The organism is Methylophilus sp. DMC14, from assembly GCF_056314085.1.
In genome coordinates this window covers 277,926-295,583 of the sequence record NZ_JBQUZA010000001.1, presented here as the reverse complement: position 1 = coordinate 295,583, position 17,658 = coordinate 277,926, and the positions used below count along the sequence as shown (strand labels likewise).

Annotated in this window: 14 protein-coding genes; all 14 read left to right on the top strand. The window is 49.8% G+C overall.

Annotated features, from left to right (window positions below; translation table 11 throughout):
- The first annotated feature begins 23 nt into the window (after window positions 1-23).
- The 14 genes from rplK to rplW all read left to right on the top strand — a co-directional run bounded on the left by rplK (window position 24) and on the right by rplW (window position 17,656).
- Window positions 24-455, top strand: coding sequence for a 50S ribosomal protein L11 (gene rplK, locus ACT53C_RS01500; RefSeq protein ID WP_029147986.1), 432 nt, complete (start codon window positions 24-26; stop codon window positions 453-455).
- 1 nt (window position 456) lies between these two features.
- Window positions 457-1,143, top strand: coding sequence for a 50S ribosomal protein L1 (gene rplA, locus ACT53C_RS01495; protein ID WP_194748742.1), 687 nt, complete (start codon window positions 457-459; stop codon window positions 1,141-1,143).
- Window positions 1,144-1,419: 276 nt separating this feature from the next.
- Complete coding sequence (gene rplJ / locus ACT53C_RS01490) at window positions 1,420-1,917, top strand: 50S ribosomal protein L10 (protein WP_194748741.1); 498 nt, start codon at window positions 1,420-1,422, stop codon at window positions 1,915-1,917.
- A 33-nt stretch (window positions 1,918-1,950) separates the two neighbouring features.
- On the top strand, window positions 1,951-2,328 hold the full coding sequence (gene rplL / locus ACT53C_RS01485; RefSeq protein WP_194748740.1) for a 50S ribosomal protein L7/L12: 378 nt from the start codon (window positions 1,951-1,953) through the stop codon (window positions 2,326-2,328).
- A gap of 244 nt (window positions 2,329-2,572) precedes the next feature.
- The gene (gene rpoB, locus ACT53C_RS01480; RefSeq protein ID WP_313985441.1) at window positions 2,573-6,745 is read left to right on the top strand and encodes a DNA-directed RNA polymerase subunit beta; all 4,173 of its coding nucleotides are present in this window, start codon (window positions 2,573-2,575) and stop codon (window positions 6,743-6,745) included.
- A gap of 23 nt (window positions 6,746-6,768) precedes the next feature.
- Window positions 6,769-11,028, top strand: coding sequence for a DNA-directed RNA polymerase subunit beta' (gene rpoC, locus ACT53C_RS01475; protein ID WP_194748738.1), 4,260 nt, complete (start codon window positions 6,769-6,771; stop codon window positions 11,026-11,028).
- A 207-nt stretch (window positions 11,029-11,235) separates the two neighbouring features.
- Entirely contained in the window at window positions 11,236-11,619 is a 384-nt protein-coding gene (gene rpsL, locus ACT53C_RS01470) for a 30S ribosomal protein S12 (protein WP_194748737.1), read from the top strand.
- A 98-nt stretch (window positions 11,620-11,717) separates the two neighbouring features.
- Window positions 11,718-12,188, top strand: coding sequence for a 30S ribosomal protein S7 (gene rpsG / locus ACT53C_RS01465; protein WP_194748736.1), 471 nt, complete (start codon window positions 11,718-11,720; stop codon window positions 12,186-12,188).
- A gap of 55 nt (window positions 12,189-12,243) precedes the next feature.
- Window positions 12,244-14,337 (top strand): elongation factor G, encoded by a 2,094-nt coding sequence (gene fusA, locus ACT53C_RS01460; RefSeq protein WP_194748735.1) that lies wholly within the window; start codon window positions 12,244-12,246, stop codon window positions 14,335-14,337.
- Window positions 14,338-14,373: 36 nt separating this feature from the next.
- The gene (gene tuf, locus ACT53C_RS01455) at window positions 14,374-15,564 is read left to right on the top strand and encodes an elongation factor Tu (protein ID WP_194748734.1); all 1,191 of its coding nucleotides are present in this window, start codon (window positions 14,374-14,376) and stop codon (window positions 15,562-15,564) included.
- 58 nt (window positions 15,565-15,622) lie between these two features.
- On the top strand, window positions 15,623-15,931 hold the full coding sequence (gene rpsJ / locus ACT53C_RS01450) for a 30S ribosomal protein S10 (protein ID WP_018986280.1): 309 nt from the start codon (window positions 15,623-15,625) through the stop codon (window positions 15,929-15,931).
- Between the two features lie 137 nt (window positions 15,932-16,068).
- Window positions 16,069-16,719: a 50S ribosomal protein L3 gene (rplC, locus tag ACT53C_RS01445; protein WP_049637763.1), complete on the top strand. Its 651-nt coding sequence runs from the start codon at window positions 16,069-16,071 to the stop codon at window positions 16,717-16,719.
- Window positions 16,719-17,345, top strand: coding sequence for a 50S ribosomal protein L4 (gene rplD, locus ACT53C_RS01440; RefSeq protein WP_476144473.1), 627 nt, complete (start codon window positions 16,719-16,721; stop codon window positions 17,343-17,345). Before rplC ends, rplD begins: the two co-directional genes overlap by 1 nt.
- Entirely contained in the window at window positions 17,342-17,656 is a 315-nt protein-coding gene (rplW, locus tag ACT53C_RS01435) for a 50S ribosomal protein L23 (RefSeq protein ID WP_018986277.1), read from the top strand. Before rplD ends, rplW begins: the two co-directional genes overlap by 4 nt.
- The last annotated feature ends 2 nt before the right edge of the window (window positions 17,657-17,658 follow it).

The following is a 17,658-nucleotide window of genomic DNA, read 5'->3' as shown; positions in this document are numbered from 1 at the left end:
ATTACCCATTCAAGGAGTCAAACATGGCAAAGAAAGTCATTGGCTATATCAAGCTGCAGATCCCTGCAGGTAAAGCCAACCCAAGCCCACCAGTCGGTCCAGCACTGGGTCAACGTGGTCTGAACATCATGGAATTCTGTAAAGCGTTTAACGCGGCAACACAAGGCGTTGAACCAGGTCTGCCTATCCCAGTGGTGATCACTGCGTTTGCAGATAAGAGCTTCACATTCGTGATGAAAACCCCTCCTGCAACTGTGCTGATCAAAAAAGCAGCCAAGCTGGAAAAAGGGTCTCCACGTCCTCATACGGACAAAGTTGGCAAGATTACTCGTGCACAAGCCGAAGAAATCGCCAAAACAAAAATGCCTGACCTGACCGCTGCCGACATGGACGCAGCCGTTCGCACCATCGCTGGTAGCGCACGCAGCATGGGTATCGAAGTGGAGGGTGTATAACATGGCGAAAAGAATTGATGCGTTGCGTGCAAAGATTGACCGCAACAAGCTGTACCCGGTAGTTGATGCGCTGAGCCTGGTAAAAGAAGGCGCAACTGCTAAATTTAACGAATCTGTAGACGCAGTGATTAACTTGGGTATCGACCCACGTAAATCTGACCAGCTGGTGCGTGGCGCGATCGTATTGCCTAACGGGACTGGTAAAACAGTGCGTGTGGCTGTGTTTGCACAAGGTGCACAAGCTGAAGCTGCAAAAGCAGCTGGTGCTGACATCGTTGGTTTTGAAGATCTTGCCGAGCAAGTCAAAGGCGGTATGTTGGATTTTGATGTAGCCATTGCTACACCTGATGCGATGCGTATCGTTGGTGCCTTGGGTCAAGTGTTGGGCCCACGTGGTTTGATGCCTAACCCTAAAGTCGGTACAGTGACACCAGACGCAGCGACAGCAGTTAAGAATGCTAAAGCGGGTCAAGTGCAATACCGTACTGATAAAGGCGGTATCGTTCACTGCACCATCGGCCGTGCTTCATTTACTGTTGAGCAACTGCAAGGCAACCTGTCTGCTTTGATCGAAGCATTGAACAAAGCCAAGCCAGCCAGCTCCAAAGGCGTATACCTGAAGAAATTGTCCGTCTCCAGCACCATGGGTCCTGGCGTACGTGTTGACCAAGCTTCAGTCGCTGCTTAAGCATTGAATCAAGTCCCGGTCCGTTAATGGATCGGGCAAGTACTTTGGGCTTGAGTGTTTATGCAATTTTGTAAGCACTCAAGAACATCAAAGACCGTTGGTGTTTTACTTAATTGAAAATTGAATGCAAATGGGTGAGTAATCCTCTGTTTGCAGCAGTTTGAAACCAACGCAGATGGCGATCCCCAACACAGGATATATCCATGCCCTGCACAAGGACGCCGTGAGTGGCCCGGTGATTTAACCGGGCTTTCATTAACGGAAGGAGAACAGACCTTGAGTCTTAATCTTACAGAGAAAAAAGAAGTCGTTGCCGAGGTTGCTGCGCAAGTAGCAAACGCACAAGCAATCGTACTTGCTGAGTATCGTGGTATTGGCGTAGCCAATATGACGAAACTGCGTGCTGATGCACGTAATGCAGGTGTGTATCTGCGTGTGTTGAAAAACACCTTGGTTCGTCGTGCAGTAGAAGGTACGCCTTTTGCCGCATTGGCTGACGACATGGTTGGGCCACTGGTGTACGGTATTTCTACCGATCCAGTTGCAGCCGCCAAAGTCATGAACAATTTCGCAAAAGATAACGAATTGTTCGTACTGAAAGCGGGCGCAATGCCTAATGAGCGTCTTGATGTGGCTGGCGTGCAAGCGTTGGCATCTACATTGAGCCGTGATGAGTTGCTGTCCAAATTGGCTGGCACACTCAACGAAGTCCCAACCAAGTTTGCTCGTGCCGTTGCTGCAATACGCGACGAAAAAGAAAAGCAAGCGGCTTAATTTTTAATCAAATTATTTTAGGAAATTTATATCATGGCAATTTCTAATGCTGACATCTTAGATGCAATCGGTGGCATGACCGTATTGGAACTGACTGCGTTCATCAAAGAAATCGAAGAGAAGTTTGGTGTTTCTGCTGCTGCTGTTGCAGTGGCTGCTGGCGGCGCTGCTGCTGGTGCTGCTCCAGCAGCTGCTGAGCAAACTGAGTTCAACGTCATCTTGAATGGCGCTGGCGACAACAAAGTGAGCGTGATTAAAGCAGTTCGTGAACTGACAGGTTTGGGCTTGAAAGAAGCTAAAGACCTGGTAGACGGCGCACCTAAAGCGGTTAAAGAAGGCGTAAGCAAAGCTGACGCTGAAGCCGCTGTGAAGAAATTGATCGAAGCGGGCGCTACTGCTGAGATGAAATAATTCACAATTGTGAATCTGGCTGGGCTGACGGGAGACCGTCGGCCTTCGCCATTTCTGGCGTTGCAGATTGTAAATAAACTGTAATTGTCTGGAAGCCTGTTGTAAAAGCGGTATTGTGGCCACATATAGATAAGCTAACCGGCTAATTTAAGTGGCTGATTTTAAATGCGAAGTTAGATGTCAAAACATTGCAGTGGATGAAAAGTGTTTTGTCTTCTACCCTCAAAAAATTTCAGGAGACGCTATGAGCTATTCCTTTACCGAAAAGAAACGCCTTCGCAAAAGCTTTGCCAAGCGTGACAGCGTTCAAGAGGTACCTTATCTGCTGGCCATGCAGCTGGAGTCCTATAAATCATTCCTGCAGGAAAATGTACCAGCGGACCAACGTAAAAACGAAGGTCTAGAGTCGACTTTCCGTTCCATTTTCCCGATTGTGAGTCATTCAGAGAATGCCCGTCTGGACTATGTGAGCTACCAACTAGGCGCAGAGCCATTTGACGTGAAAGAATGTCAGCAACGTGGGCTGACTTACGCCGTGCCACTGCGTGTCAAGGTGCGTCTGACTATTATGGACCGTGAAGCGTCCAAACCAACCGTCAAAGAAGTCAAAGAACAAGAAGTCTACATGGGTGAATTGCCGCTCATGACCGAAAATGGCTCTTTCGTGATTAATGGTACCGAGCGTGTCATTGTGTCCCAATTGCACCGCAGCCCTGGCGTATTCTTTGAGCACGATCGTGGTAAAACCCACAGCTCCGGTAAGTTGTTGTTCTCTGCACGGATTATTCCTTACCGTGGCTCCTGGTTAGACTTTGAGTTTGACCCTAAAGATTATCTGTACTTCCGTGTGGATCGTCGCCGCAAGATGCCAGTGACCATCCTGCTGAAGGCATTGGGCTACACCCCAGAACAAATTCTGGAAACCTTCCACGACACCGACACTTTCCACATCGGCCCGAAAGGCGTGGAGTTTGAGTTGGTGGCAGACCGCCTGCGTGGTGAAGTTGCCAAATTCGACATTACTGACAAAGACGGTAATGTGCTGGTTGCCAAAGACAAACGTATCACCGTTAAACATATCCGTGACATCGAAAAAGCAGGCGTAACCACCATGGCGGTACCGACCGACTTTATGATGGGTCGCGCAGTTGCCAAAAACATTATTGATACTGAAACCGGTGAGCTGATTGCTAACGCCAATGATGAAGTGACACCATCATTGCTTGAAAAATTGGTCGCGGCAAAGATTTCAGAAATCGACACCATTTACACCAACGACTTGGATCATGGTAATTTCATTTCGCAAACATTGCGCAGTGATGAGATTCCTGACCAGTACAGTGCACGTGTAGCGATTTACCGCATGATGCGCCCAGGCGAGCCGCCAACCGAAGAGGCTGTAGAGGCCTTGTTTAATGGTTTGTTCTTCTCTGAAGATCGCTATGACCTGTCCGTAGTGGGGCGTATGAAATTCAACCGCCGTGCTTATCCAAGCAAGCTGGAAGAACGTTCAGCAACCTGGATGCGTCGTTTCTACGAAAAAGTCGGCCCACAAGGCGATACCGGTAGCAATGTGCTATCCAACGAAGATATCCTCGCTGTCATTGGCGTGCTGATTGAGTTGCGCAATGGCCGTGGCGAGATTGACGATATTGACCACTTGGGTAACCGTCGTATCCGTTCCGTGGGTGAATTGGCCGAGAACCAGTTCCGTGCCGGTCTGGTCCGTGTTGAGCGTGCCGTCAAAGAGCGTCTGTCACAGGCTGAGTCCGAGAATCTGATGCCGCATGACTTGATCAACGCCAAGCCAGTCTCCAGTGCGATTCGTGAGTTTTTCGGTTCTAGCCAGTTGTCGCAGTTTATGGACCAGACTAACCCATTGTCCGAGATTACGCACAAACGCCGTATCTCCGCTTTGGGCCCAGGTGGCTTGACCCGTGAGCGTGCCGGCTTCGAGGTGCGTGACGTACACACCACCCATTATGGCCGAGTTTGTCCAATTGAAACGCCTGAAGGTCCAAACATTGGTTTGATCAACTCACTGGCGCTGTATGCCCGTACCAACGAATATGGTTTCCTGGAAACCCCTTATCGTCTGGTTGAAGGCAACAAGGTGTCAGGCAAGATTGATTTCCTGTCAGCCATTGAAGAAAGCCAGTATGTGATCGCACAGGCTAATACCGAACTGTCTACAGACGGTGGCTTCAAGGAGGAATTGGTCTCTGCGCGTTTCCATAACGAATTTACCATGACGCAACCTGAGCGCGTACAGTATATGGACGTGGCACCAGGCCAGATCGTGTCTGTTGCGGCTTCATTGATTCCTTTCCTGGAACACGATGACGCGAACCGTGCCTTGATGGGTGCCAACATGCAACGTCAAGCCGTGCCTTGTCTGCGTGCTGAAAAAGCCGTAGTCGGTACAGGCATTGAGCGTACAGTCGCGGTGGACTCCGGTACTGTCGTGACTGCCCGTCGTGGTGGCGTGGTCGATTACGTCGACTCAGGCCGTATTGTGATTCGTGTCCACGATGCTGAAGCGCAAGCCGGCGAAGTGGGTGTGGATATCTACAACCTGACCAAGTACACCCGTTCTAACCAGAACACCAATATTAACCAGCGTCCGCTGGTTAAAGTAGGCGATATCATTAGCCGCGGCGACGTGGTGGCGGATGGTGCTTCTACGGATATGGGTGAGTTGGCGCTGGGTCAGAACATGCTGGTTGGCTTTATGCCTTGGAACGGTTACAACTACGAAGACTCGATTCTGATCTCCGAGCGCGTAGTGGCTGATGACCGTTACACCTCCATCCACATTGAAGAGCTGTCAGTGGTGGCACGTGATACCAAACTGGGACCTGAAGAGATTACCCGCGATATTTCCAATCTGTCCGAGCGCATGCTGGGCCGTCTGGATGACTCCGGGATTATCTATATTGGTGCCGAGGTGGAAGCGGGTGACGTGCTGGTCGGTAAAGTGACCCCTAAAGGTGAAACCACTTTAACGCCAGAAGAAAAATTGCTGCGTGCGATTTTCGGTGAAAAAGCGTCTGACGTGAAAGACACTTCACTGCGCGTGCCTTCTGGCATGACCGGTACTGTGATCGATGTGCAAGTGTTCACACGCGAAGGTATCGACCGTGATGCCCGTGCGCAACAAATTATTGATGACCAGTTGTCTCACTACAAGAAAGATCTGGGCGACCAGATGCGTATTGTAGAAGACGATACTTTTGGCCGTATCAGCCGTCTGTTGACGGGTAAAGTGGCCACAGGTGGTCCGAACAAGCTGAAAAAAGGCGACACCCTGACTCAGGAATATCTGGAGAGCGTGGGTCGTTATGACTGGTTTGACATCCGTTTGAGCGATGAAGAGGCTGCCCGTCAACTTGAGCAGTTGAAAGATAGCTTGAGCCAGGCCCGCATCGAATTCGATAACAAATTCGAAGAGAAGAAGCGTAAACTGACACAAGGTGACGAACTGCCACCAGGTGTGCAAAAAATGGTCAAAGTCTATCTGGCTGTGAAACGTCGTATTCAGCCTGGTGACAAGATGGCCGGTCGTCACGGTAACAAGGGTGTGATTTCAAAAATCTGCCCGGTCGAAGACATGCCATACATGGCTGATGGTACGCCGCTGGATATCGTGTTGAACCCGCTGGGCGTGCCTTCACGGATGAACATCGGTCAGATTCTGGAAACCCATCTGGGTTGGGCTGCCAAAGGTCTGGGCAAACGCATTGGCGATATGCTGCAAGCAGAAGCCAAAGTGGCTGAAATTCGAGGCTTCCTGGACAAGATCTATAACAGCAGCACTGGCAAGAAAGAAGACATTGCTGGTCTGACAGATGTGGAAGTGATTGACCTTGCGCAGAACCTGAAACACGGCGTGCCGTTCGCGACACCAGTGTTTGACGGTGCCGCTGAGTCTGACATTAAAGCCATGCTGGATCTGGCTTTCCCTGATGATGACGAGCACACCAAGAAATTGCAGTTCCACGCTGGCAAAACACAGGTCAAACTGTTTGATGGCCGTACCGGTGATGCGTTCGAGCGTCCAGTGACTGTCGGTTACATGCACGTGCTGAAACTGCACCACTTGGTCGACGACAAGATGCACGCACGTTCTACCGGTCCTTACAGCCTGGTGACACAGCAGCCGCTGGGTGGTAAAGCCCAGTTCGGTGGCCAGCGCTTCGGTGAGATGGAAGTGTGGGCACTGGAAGCCTATGGTGCGTCATACACCTTGCAAGAGATGTTGACCGTGAAATCAGATGACGTGAATGGCCGTACCAAAGTGTACGAAAACATCGTCAAAGGTGAGCACAAAATTGATGCGGGTATGCCTGAATCATTCAACGTGCTGGTGAAAGAAATCCGTTCACTGGCCATTGATATTGATTTGGACCGTAACTAAGCCCCGCCATTAGGAGAGTCTCTATGAAAGCGTTATTAGATTTATTTAAACAGGTTACGCAAGAAGAAGAGTTCGACGCGATCAAGATCGCGCTGGCTTCACCTGAAAAAATCCGTTCATGGTCCTATGGTGAAGTGAAAAAGCCAGAAACCATCAACTACCGTACCTTTAAACCTGAGCGGGACGGTTTGTTCTGCTCCAAAATCTTTGGCCCGATCAAAGATTACGAGTGCTTGTGCGGTAAATACAAGCGTTTGAAACATCGCGGTGTGATTTGTGAAAAATGTGGCGTTGAAGTCACACTGAGCAAAGTGCGTCGTGAGCGCATGGGTCACATCGAGCTGGCCTCACCTGTCGCCCACATCTGGTTCCTGAAATCCCTGCCTAGCCGCTTGGGCATGGTGCTGGATATCGCCTTGCGCGACATCGAACGTGTGTTGTACTTTGAAGCATTCATCGTGATTGATCCAGGCATGACGCCGCTGACCCGTGGTCAGTTGCTGACTGAAGATGACTACCTGGCCAAGGTGGAAGAATACGGTGACGAATTCAACGCCGTGATGGGTGCTGAAGCCGTGCGTGAATTGTTGCGCACCATGGACATTGAGCGCGAGATTGAAACATTGCGTAGCGAACTGTCCGCGACCAGCTCTGAAGCCAAGATCAAGAAGATCGCCAAGCGTCTGAAAGTGCTGGAAGCGTTCCAGAAATCCGGCATCAAGCCAGAGTGGATGATCCTGGAAATCTTGCCAGTGTTGCCACCAGAGCTGCGTCCATTGGTCCCATTGGATGGCGGCCGCTTTGCGACCTCAGATTTGAACGACCTGTATCGCCGTGTGATCAACCGTAACAACCGCTTGAAGCGTTTGTTAGAGTTGAAAGCGCCTGAAATCATCGTCCGTAACGAAAAACGTATGTTGCAAGAGGCTGTTGACTCTCTGCTGGATAACGGTCGTCGCGGTAAAGTCATGACCGGCGCCAACAAGCGTCCGCTCAAATCACTGGCTGACATGATCAAAGGTAAAGGCGGTCGTTTCCGTCAAAACCTGTTGGGTAAACGTGTGGACTACTCCGGCCGTTCCGTGATTGTGGTTGGTCCGCAGTTGAAACTGCATCAGTGCGGTTTGCCTAAGAAAATGGCGCTGGAATTGTTCAAGCCTTTCATTTTCCACAAGCTGGAAGTGTTAGGTCTGGCAACCACCATTAAAGCGGCCAAGAAGAAAGTGGAAGAGGAAGGACCAGAAGTCTGGGATATCCTCGAGGACGTGATCCGCGAGCATCCGGTGTTGTTGAACCGTGCGCCTACCTTGCACCGTTTGGGTATCCAGGCATTTGAGCCAGTATTGATCGAAGGTAAAGCGATCCAGTTGCACCCATTGGTGTGTTCAGCCTTTAACGCCGACTTTGACGGTGACCAGATGGCGGTACACGTTCCATTGAGTCTGGAAGCACAGATGGAAGCCCGCACGTTGATGCTGGCCTCCAACAACGTACTGTCTCCAGCCAACGGCGAGCCTATCATTGTGCCTTCGCAGGATATTGTGTTGGGTCTGTACTACATGACTCGCGAAAAAGTGGCTGCACGTGGCGAAGGTATGATCTTCAGTGACATCAAGGAAGTACAACGTGTGTACGACCAGGGGCTGATCGATTTGCACGCCAAGATTACGGTGCGTATCCGTGAGTTCGAGATGGATGTGACCGGTCACAAAACCGAGAAATTCAATCGGTATAACACCACCGTTGGCCGTGCTTTGCTGTCTGAAATTCTGCCACCAGGCATGCCATACAGCTACATTGACAAGGCACTGAAGAAAAAAGAAATTTCACGCCTGATCAACGCCAGCTTCCGTAAGGTGGGCATCCGTGAAACCGTGATCTTCGCGGATAAACTGATGTACACCGGTTACTCATACGCGACCAAAGCCGGTATCTCTATCAGCATCAATGACATGTTGGTGCCACCAGAGAAAGAGCAATTGATTGCGGCTGCCGATGCTGAAGTGAAAGAGATCGAAGACCAGTATGTGTCCGGTCTGGTGACACAGGGTGAGCGTTACAACAAGGTGGTCGACATCTGGGGTCGTGCCGGTGACAAAGTGGCTGAGGCCATGATGAAGCAGTTGCGCGAAGAAGATGTCAAGGACGCTGACGGCAACGTGGTCACCAAAGACGGTAAAGCTGTCCGTCAGGAATCCTTTAACGCGATTTACATGATGGCCGACTCCGGTGCGCGGGGTTCTGCAGCGCAGGTACGTCAGCTGGCTGGTATGCGTGGCCTGATGGCGAAACCAGATGGTTCCATTATTGAAACGCCGATCAAGGCGAACTTCCGTGATGGCTTGAACGTGTTGCAATACTTTATTTCAACCCACGGTGCGCGTAAGGGTCTGGCCGATACGGCGCTGAAAACAGCGAACTCCGGTTACCTGACACGCCGTCTGGTAGACGTGACACAAGACTTGGTTGTGACCGAGACGGATTGTGGCACCACCGAAGGCTTGGTCACCAAGGCGCTGGTTAAAGGCGGTGAAGTAGTTGAGCCCTTGCATGACCGTATCCTAGGCCGTACCTCTGCTCTGGATATCTTGCATCCTGAAACACAGGAAGTGGTATTCGCAGCCGGTACTTTACTGGGTGAAGACGAAGTCGAGAAAATTGATGCCTTGGGCATTGATGAAGTCAAAGTGCGTACTGCCCTGACTTGCGACACGCGTTACGGTATCTGCGCCAAGTGCTACGGTCGTGACCTGGGTCGTGGCAAGCTGATCAGTATCGGCGAGTCTGTCGGCGTGATTGCGGCACAGTCCATCGGTGAGCCTGGTACACAGTTGACCATGCGTACATTCCACATTGGTGGTGCGGTATCCCGTGCAGCTTCTGTGTCACAAGTAGAGAGCAAGTCTAACGGTACGGCTGGCTTCACTTCTACCATGCGTTACGTGACCAACTCACGTGGTGAGCAGATCGTGATTTCCCGTAACGGTGAGGTTGTGATTTCTGACGACAATGGCCGTGAGCGTGAGCGTCATAAAGTGCCTTACGGTGCGACGCTGACCATCAATGATGGTAAGACGGTTAAAGCGGGTCAGGCCTTGGCGACTTGGGATCCACATACTCGTCCGATTATTACCGAGTATGCGGGGCGCGTGAAGTTCGAGAACGTTGAAGAAGGCGTCACGGTTGCTAAGCAGGTGGATGAAGTCACTGGCTTGTCCTCACTGGTGGTGATTGATCCTAAACAAAGAGCGGGCTCGACTAAAGGCTTGCGTCCACAGGTGAAATTGCTGGATGCAAATGGTGTGGAAGTGAAAATTGCCGGTACTGAAACGCCGGTAAACGTCACCTTCCAGCTGGGTTGTATCATTACCGTGAAAGATGGTCAGGAAGTGGGTGTGGGTGAAGTGCTGGCACGTATCCCGCAAGAATCCTCCAAAACACGGGATATTACCGGGGGTCTGCCACGCGTAGCAGAGCTGTTCGAAGCGCGTTCACCCAAAGATGCCGGCATGCTGGCAGAAGTGACCGGTACTGTGTCCTTTGGTAAGGACACCAAGGGTAAGCAGCGTCTGGTCATTACTGACCTCGACGGTATTACCAGCGAGTTCCTGATTGCCAAGGACAAGCACGTGACCGCGCACGATGGTCAAGTGGTCACCAAGGGTGAAACGATTGTCGACGGCCCGGCAGATCCGCAAGACATCTTGCGTCTGCAAGGTCGTGAGGCACTGGCACGTTACATCATTGACGAAGTGCAAGACGTGTATCGTTTGCAGGGCGTGAAGATTAACGACAAGCACATTGAAGTCATTGTGCGTCAGATGTTGCGCCGTGTGAAAGTGCAAGATGCCGGTGATACCAGCTTCATCCCGGGTGAGCAGGTAGAACGTGCAGACTTGTTGACTGAAAACGAACGCGTCATTGCCGAAAACAAACGTCCGGCAACTTTCGAGTACGTATTGCTGGGGATTACCAAGGCATCGCTGTCTACGGACTCCTTCATCTCTGCCGCATCGTTCCAGGAAACGACAAGAGTGTTGACCGAAGCTGCGATCTTGGGCAAACGCGACGATCTGCGTGGCTTGAAAGAAAACGTGATTGTCGGCCGTCTGATTCCAGCCGGTACCGGTTTGGCGTATCACGAGTCTCGCAAGCGTGCAGCAATTGCGTCGTTGACGCCAAATGTCGCTGAGCCTTCAGAAGCGATGTTGGCCGCTGAAGCGATGTTTGCACCAGAAGAAGTGGTTGAAGAAACCGCAACGGACGACAACGCGACCGAGTAATTTTAGGCTTTTCCGGTCGTCAGGCCGGGTAATAAAACAAGGGGTGTTCAAGTATGAATAATGCTTGACACCCCTTGACTCGTTTATTAAAATGCTGGGTTTCTCAGAATAGCCTTATTGTCTCAATAAGGTGTTATTGTTGATATGCTGCCAGTCCTGAGTTTCCTGCTCAGTTGGTGGATTTTTTAAGGTGAAGAGGTTAAGGCAATGCCAACCATTAATCAGTTAGTACGTAAACCACGCGTTAAAGTGGTAACCAAGAGCAAGGTTCCAGCCCTGGAATCTTGCCCACAAAAGCGTGGTGTATGTACCCGTGTGTACACCACTACTCCTAAAAAGCCAAACTCCGCGTTGCGTAAGGTTGCCAAAGTGCGCCTGACTAACGGTTACGAAGTTATTAGCTACATCGGCGGTGAAGGCCATAACCTGCAAGAGCACTCTGTGGTGCTGATTCGCGGTGGTCGTGTAAAAGACTTGCCAGGTGTGCGTTACCACATGGTGCGCGGCAGCTTGGATACGGCTGGTGTGAAAGATCGTAAACAGTCACGTTCCAAATACGGTGCTAAACGTCCTAAAGAAGCTAAAGCTTAATTTGTTAAGTTGGTTTCGGACATTGGTCCAATTTTTAATAGCGGCTGAAATGCCTTGCAGTGTTGTAGCTAGCAAAATTTAATTGAAAGAGAATAGTTATGCCTAGACGTAGAGAAGTCCCCAAACGTAATATCTTGCCGGATCCAAAATTTGGTAGCCAGGAAGTATCCAAATTCGTAAACGTACTGATGACAGGTGGTAAGAAATCTGTTGCTGAGCGTATTGTTTACGGTGCATTTGATCAAGTAGCCAGCAAGAGTGGCAAAGATCCGCTGGAATTATTCACCACAGCGTTGAACAATCTGCGCCCTATCGTTGAAGTGAAAAGCCGTCGCGTCGGTGGTGCTAACTATCAGGTGCCTGTTGAAGTGCGTCCTAGCCGTCGTAGCGCCTTGGCAATGCGTTGGTTGCGTGATGCAGCGCGCAAGCGTGGCGAAAAGTCCATGGGCTTGCGTCTGGCTGCTGAGTTGCTTGAAGCCTCAGAAGGCCGCGGCGCCGCAATGAAGAAGCGTGAAGAAGTTCATCGTATGGCAGAAGCCAACAAGGCTTTCTCACACTTCCGTTTTTAATTAAACGACCTCGTTCTTTAATAATTAGTTGAATTGATAGCAAAGGTAAAGCATCGTGGCACGTAAAACCCCTATTGAACGCTACCGTAATATTGGTATTTCTGCGCACATTGACGCAGGTAAAACAACCACGACAGAACGTATTCTGTTCTACACTGGTGTGAACCATAAAATTGGTGAGGTGCACGATGGTGCAGCGACCATGGACTGGATGGAGCAAGAGCAGGAGCGTGGGATTACCATTACTTCCGCTGCGACCACCTGTTTCTGGAAAGGCATGGACCTGTCTTTGCCTGAGCATCGATTCAACATTATTGATACCCCTGGGCACGTAGACTTCACGATTGAAGTTGAGCGTTCCATGCGTGTGCTGGATGGCGCCTGCATGGTGTACTGTGCGGTAGGTGGTGTGCAACCACAATCTGAAACTGTTTGGCGTCAGGCCAACAAATACAAAGTGCCTCGCTTGGCCTTTGTGAACAAAATGGACCGTTCTGGTGCCGATTTCTTCAAAGTTGTTGAGCAGATGAAAACGCGTCTGCGCGCTAGCCCAGTGCCTGTGGTGATCCCAATTGGCCGTGAAGATACTTTCACTGGTGTCGTTGATCTCATGAAAATGAAAGCCATCATCTGGGATGAGGCTTCTCAAGGCATGAAATTTACTTACGGTGAGATTCCGGCTGATCTGGTTGAGACTGCTAAAAAATGGCGTGAGCAGATGGTTGAATCTGCGGCAGAAGCCAGCGAAGATCTGATGAACAAATACCTGGAAAACGGTGATCTGGAAGAGAAGGATATCGTGTTTGGTCTGCGTACGCGTACCATTGCGGGTGAAATTCAGCCGATGCTGTGCGGTTCTGCCTTTAAAAACAAAGGCGTGCAACGTATGCTGGATGCGGTGATTCAGTTCCTGCCATCTCCAGTAGATATTCCTGATGTGACCGGTGAAGATGATGATGGCAAACCAGCCAGCCGTAAAGCCGATGACAAAGAAGGGTTCTCTGCGCTGGCATTTAAATTGATGACAGACCCGTTTGTCGGTCAGTTGACCTTTATCCGTGTTTACTCTGGTGTGTTGAACAAGGGTGATACCGTGCTCAACTCTGTGAAGGGTAAAAAAGAGCGTATTGGTCGTATCGTGCAGATGCACGCGAATAACCGTGAAGAAGTGGATGAAGTGTTGGCAGGCGACATTGCAGCCTGTATCGGTTTGAAAGAAGTGACCACTGGTGAATCTTTGTGCTCTCCAGACAAGCCTATCATCCTTGAGCGCATGGTATTCCCTGAGCCAGTGATTCACGTGGCTGTTGAGCCAAAAACCAAGAGCGATCAGGAAAAAATGGGCTTGGCATTGGGCCGTTTGGCACAAGAAGACCCTTCTTTCCGCGTGCGTTCCGACGAAGAATCTGGCCAAACCATTATTTCCGGTATGGGTGAATTGCACCTGGAGATTCTGGTTGACCGTATGAAGCGTGAATTCAACGTTGAAGCCAACGTAGGTGCGCCACAAGTGGCTTACCGTGAAGCGATCCGTAAAGCGGTTGAGGTTGAAGGTAAATTCGTTAAACAGTCCGGTGGTAAAGGTCAGTACGGTCACGTATGGCTCAAAATGGAGCCAAATGAGGCTGGTAAAGGTTACGAGTTTGTGGATGCCATTAAAGGCGGTACTGTGCCACGTGAATTTATCCCTGCAGTAGATAAGGGGTTGCGTGAAACAATTCCAGCAGGTGTTCTGGCAGGCTTCCCAGTGGTCGACGTAAAAGTGACCCTGTTTGATGGTTCCTACCATGACGTTGACTCGAACGAAAACGCGTTCAAGATGGCTGCTTCTATCGGTTTCAAAGATGGTATGCGTAAAGCAGATCCAGTCTTGCTGGAGCCAATGATGGCGGTTGAAGTTGAGACGCCTGAAGAGTACATGGGTGATGTGATGGGTGACTTGTCATCTCGTCGTGGCATCATTCAGGGCATGGATGATATGCCTGGTGGCGGTAAAGCGATTAAAGCTGAAGTGCCGCTGTCAGAGATGTTTGGTTACTCCACTGTCGTGCGTTCCTTGTCACAAGGTCGTGCAACCTACAGCATGGAATTCAAACATTACGCAGATGCGCCGAAAAACGTTGCTGATGCAATCATCAACAAAAAATAATTGATTTTTAAAGTATTGAATTAAAGGAAAAACATCATGGCAAAAGGCAAATTTGAACGTACCAAGCCACACGTGAACGTTGGTACGATTGGTCACGTTGACCACGGTAAGACAACATTGACAGCGGCGATCACCACAGTGTTGACCAAGAAATTTGGTGGCGAAGCAAAAGCTTACGACCAAATTGACGCGGCACCAGAAGAAAAAGCACGTGGTATTACCATCAACACAGCACACGTTGAGTACGAGACTGCAAGCCGTCACTACGCACACGTTGACTGCCCAGGCCACGCCGACTACGTTAAAAACATGATTACCGGTGCTGCCCAGATGGACGGCGCGATCCTGGTATGTTCCGCTGCTGACGGCCCTATGCCACAAACACGTGAGCACATCCTGTTGGCCCGTCAGGTTGGCGTACCATACATCGTTGTGTTCCTGAACAAAGCTGACATGGTTGACGACGCTGAGTTGTTGGAACTGGTTGAAATGGAAGTGCGTGACTTGCTGAGCAAGTATGACTTCCCAGGTGATGACACCCCAATCATCAAAGGTTCTGCTAAATTGGCCCTCGAAGGTGACCAATCAGAAATCGGCGAACCAGCGATCTTCGCATTGGCTGACGCATTGGACAGCTACATCCCAACCCCAGAGCGTGCCATTGACGGTACCTTCCTGATGCCAGTAGAAGACGTATTCTCTATCTCTGGTCGTGGTACTGTAGTAACAGGCCGTGTTGAGCGTGGTATCGTTAAAGTCGGTGACGAAATCGAAATCGTTGGCCTGAAGCCAACCTTGAAAACCACCTGTACTGGTGTTGAAATGTTCCGTAAACTGCTGGACCAAGGTCAAGCAGGTGACAACGTAGGCGTACTGCTGCGCGGTACTAAACGTGAAGAAGTTGAGCGTGGTCAAGTGCTGGCTAAATCCGGTTCTATCAAACCACACACCAAGTTCACCGCTGAGATCTACGTGTTGGGTAAAGATGAAGGTGGTCGTCATACACCATTCTTCAACGGCTACCGTCCACAGTTCTACTTCCGTACCACTGACGTGACTGGTGCAGTTGAATTGCCAGCAGGTACCGAAATGGTGATGCCAGGTGATAACGTATCTATCACTGTGACATTGATCGCGCCTATCGCGATGGAAGATGGTCTGCGCTTCGCGATTCGTGAAGGTGGTCGTACCGTTGGTGCTGGCGTTGTTGCCAAAATCATCGAGTAATTCTTTTTATGAGCGGCAGGAGTATCCTGCCGCTTTTTGCTCTTTTTAAGGAAAAAACATGGCAGCTCAAAAAATTCGTATCCGTCTGAAAGCATTTGACTATCGTTTGATCGACCAATCTGCTTTGGAAATTGTGGATACTGCGAAACGTACTGGTGCAGTTGTAAAAGGTCCAGTGCCATTGCCAACACGTATCGAACGCTTTGACATTCTGCGTTCCCCACACGTGAACAAAACCTCCCGTGATCAGTTTGAAATCCGTACCCATCAGCGCTTGATGGATATCGTTGACCCTACAGACAAGACTGTAGATGCATTGATGAAATTGGATTTGCCAGCTGGCGTAGATGTAGAAATCAAGCTTTAATTTTTAAAGTTGTCATTAGAAATAACCTTTTCGAAAGAAAAGGTTATTGTCAAATCAAGAATAGTTCGGTATAATCCGCGCTCTTCGGTGGACGGTCAATTGTAATCGTTCACTTTAACTATTATAAGGAACTGATCATGAGCTTAGGGCTTATTGGTCGCAAGGTGGGCATGACCCGCATTTTTACAGAAGAAGGCGCAAGCGTTCCTGTAACAGTGCTGGAAGTGATTCCTAACCGCGTGACACAAGTAAAGACAGTCGCAACTGATGGTTATACTGGCCTTCAGGTTGCTTACGGTGAGCGTCGTGCCAGCCGTATCAACAAAGCGTTGACTGGTCATTATGCCAAGGCTGGCGTTGCTGCTGGTGCTGGTATTAAAGAATTCAATGTGGCTGAAGATGTATTGGCTAACTTCCAAGTGGGCGGCAATGTTACTGTAGACATTTTCTCCGTTGGTCAGTTGGTTGATGTGACGGGTACTTCCATCGGTAAAGGTTTTGCCGGTGCGATCAAGCGTCATAACTTCTCCTCTAACCGTGCATCTCACGGTAACTCACGTTCACATAACGTACCAGGTTCTATCGGTATGGCGCAGGATCCAGGTCGAGTATTCCCTGGTAAGCGCATGCCTGGTCATTTGGGGGATGCTAAAGTCACAACCCAAAACCTGGAAATCGTCCGTGTAGATGTAGAGCGTAACCTGTTGTTGATTAAAGGTTCCGTGCCTGGCTCCAAAGGTGGCAATGTCGTTGTACGTCCAGCCATCAAAGCGAAAGGGGCTAAATAATGGAACTGAAACTTATCGATCAAAACGGCAAGGTTGCTAAAAAAGGCGTAGATGCCTCTGATGTGACGTTCGGTCGTGAATTTAATGAGTCATTGGTGCATGAAGTGGTTGTTGCCTACATGGCAAATGCCCGAACCGCAACCCGTGCTCAAAAAACACGTGCTACTGTAGCTCACACGACACACAAGCCATATGCACAAAAGGGCACTGGTAACGCCCGTGCCGGTATGGCATCCAGCCCGATTTGGCGTGGAGGCGGTCGTGCATTCCCAAACAGTCCTAACGAAAACTATAGCCACAAGGTGAACCGTAAGGCTTACCGTGCTGGTATGCAGACGATTTTGTCTGAACTGGTGCGTCAGGACCGTTTGAAGGTGGTAGACAGTTTCACTGTTGATACGCCAAAAACTAAACAATTCGTACAGAAAATCAATGCTCTGGGCATCGATGGCGGTGTTTTGCTGTTGACTGATGGTTTTGATGAGAATTTGTACTTGTCTTCCCGTAACCTGCCAAACGTATTGGTGGTTGAAGCGCAATATGCTGATCCAGTAAGTCTGGTGCGTTTCCCTAACGTTTTGGTCACAGCCAGTGCTGTGAAGAAACTTGAGGAGATCTTGGCATGATTACCGCAGCTACAAAAACACAAGATCGTTTGTTGCAAGTGATTTTGGCTCCACAAATTACTGAAAAAGCAACATTCATTGCTGACAAGCATCAGCAAATTGCTTTTAAAGTGCGTACTGATGCGACCAAGCCAGAAATTAAGGCGGCTGTTGAATTGGTGTTCAAGGTCGAAGTTGCTTCTGTGTCTGTGATTAATGTCGCAGGTAAAGTGAAGCGCGCTGGTCGTCGCATGGGTAAACGTAGTGACTGGAAAAAAGCTTATGTGAGCTTGAAGCCAGGTCAAGAAATTAACTTCGCAGCTGGCGAATAAGG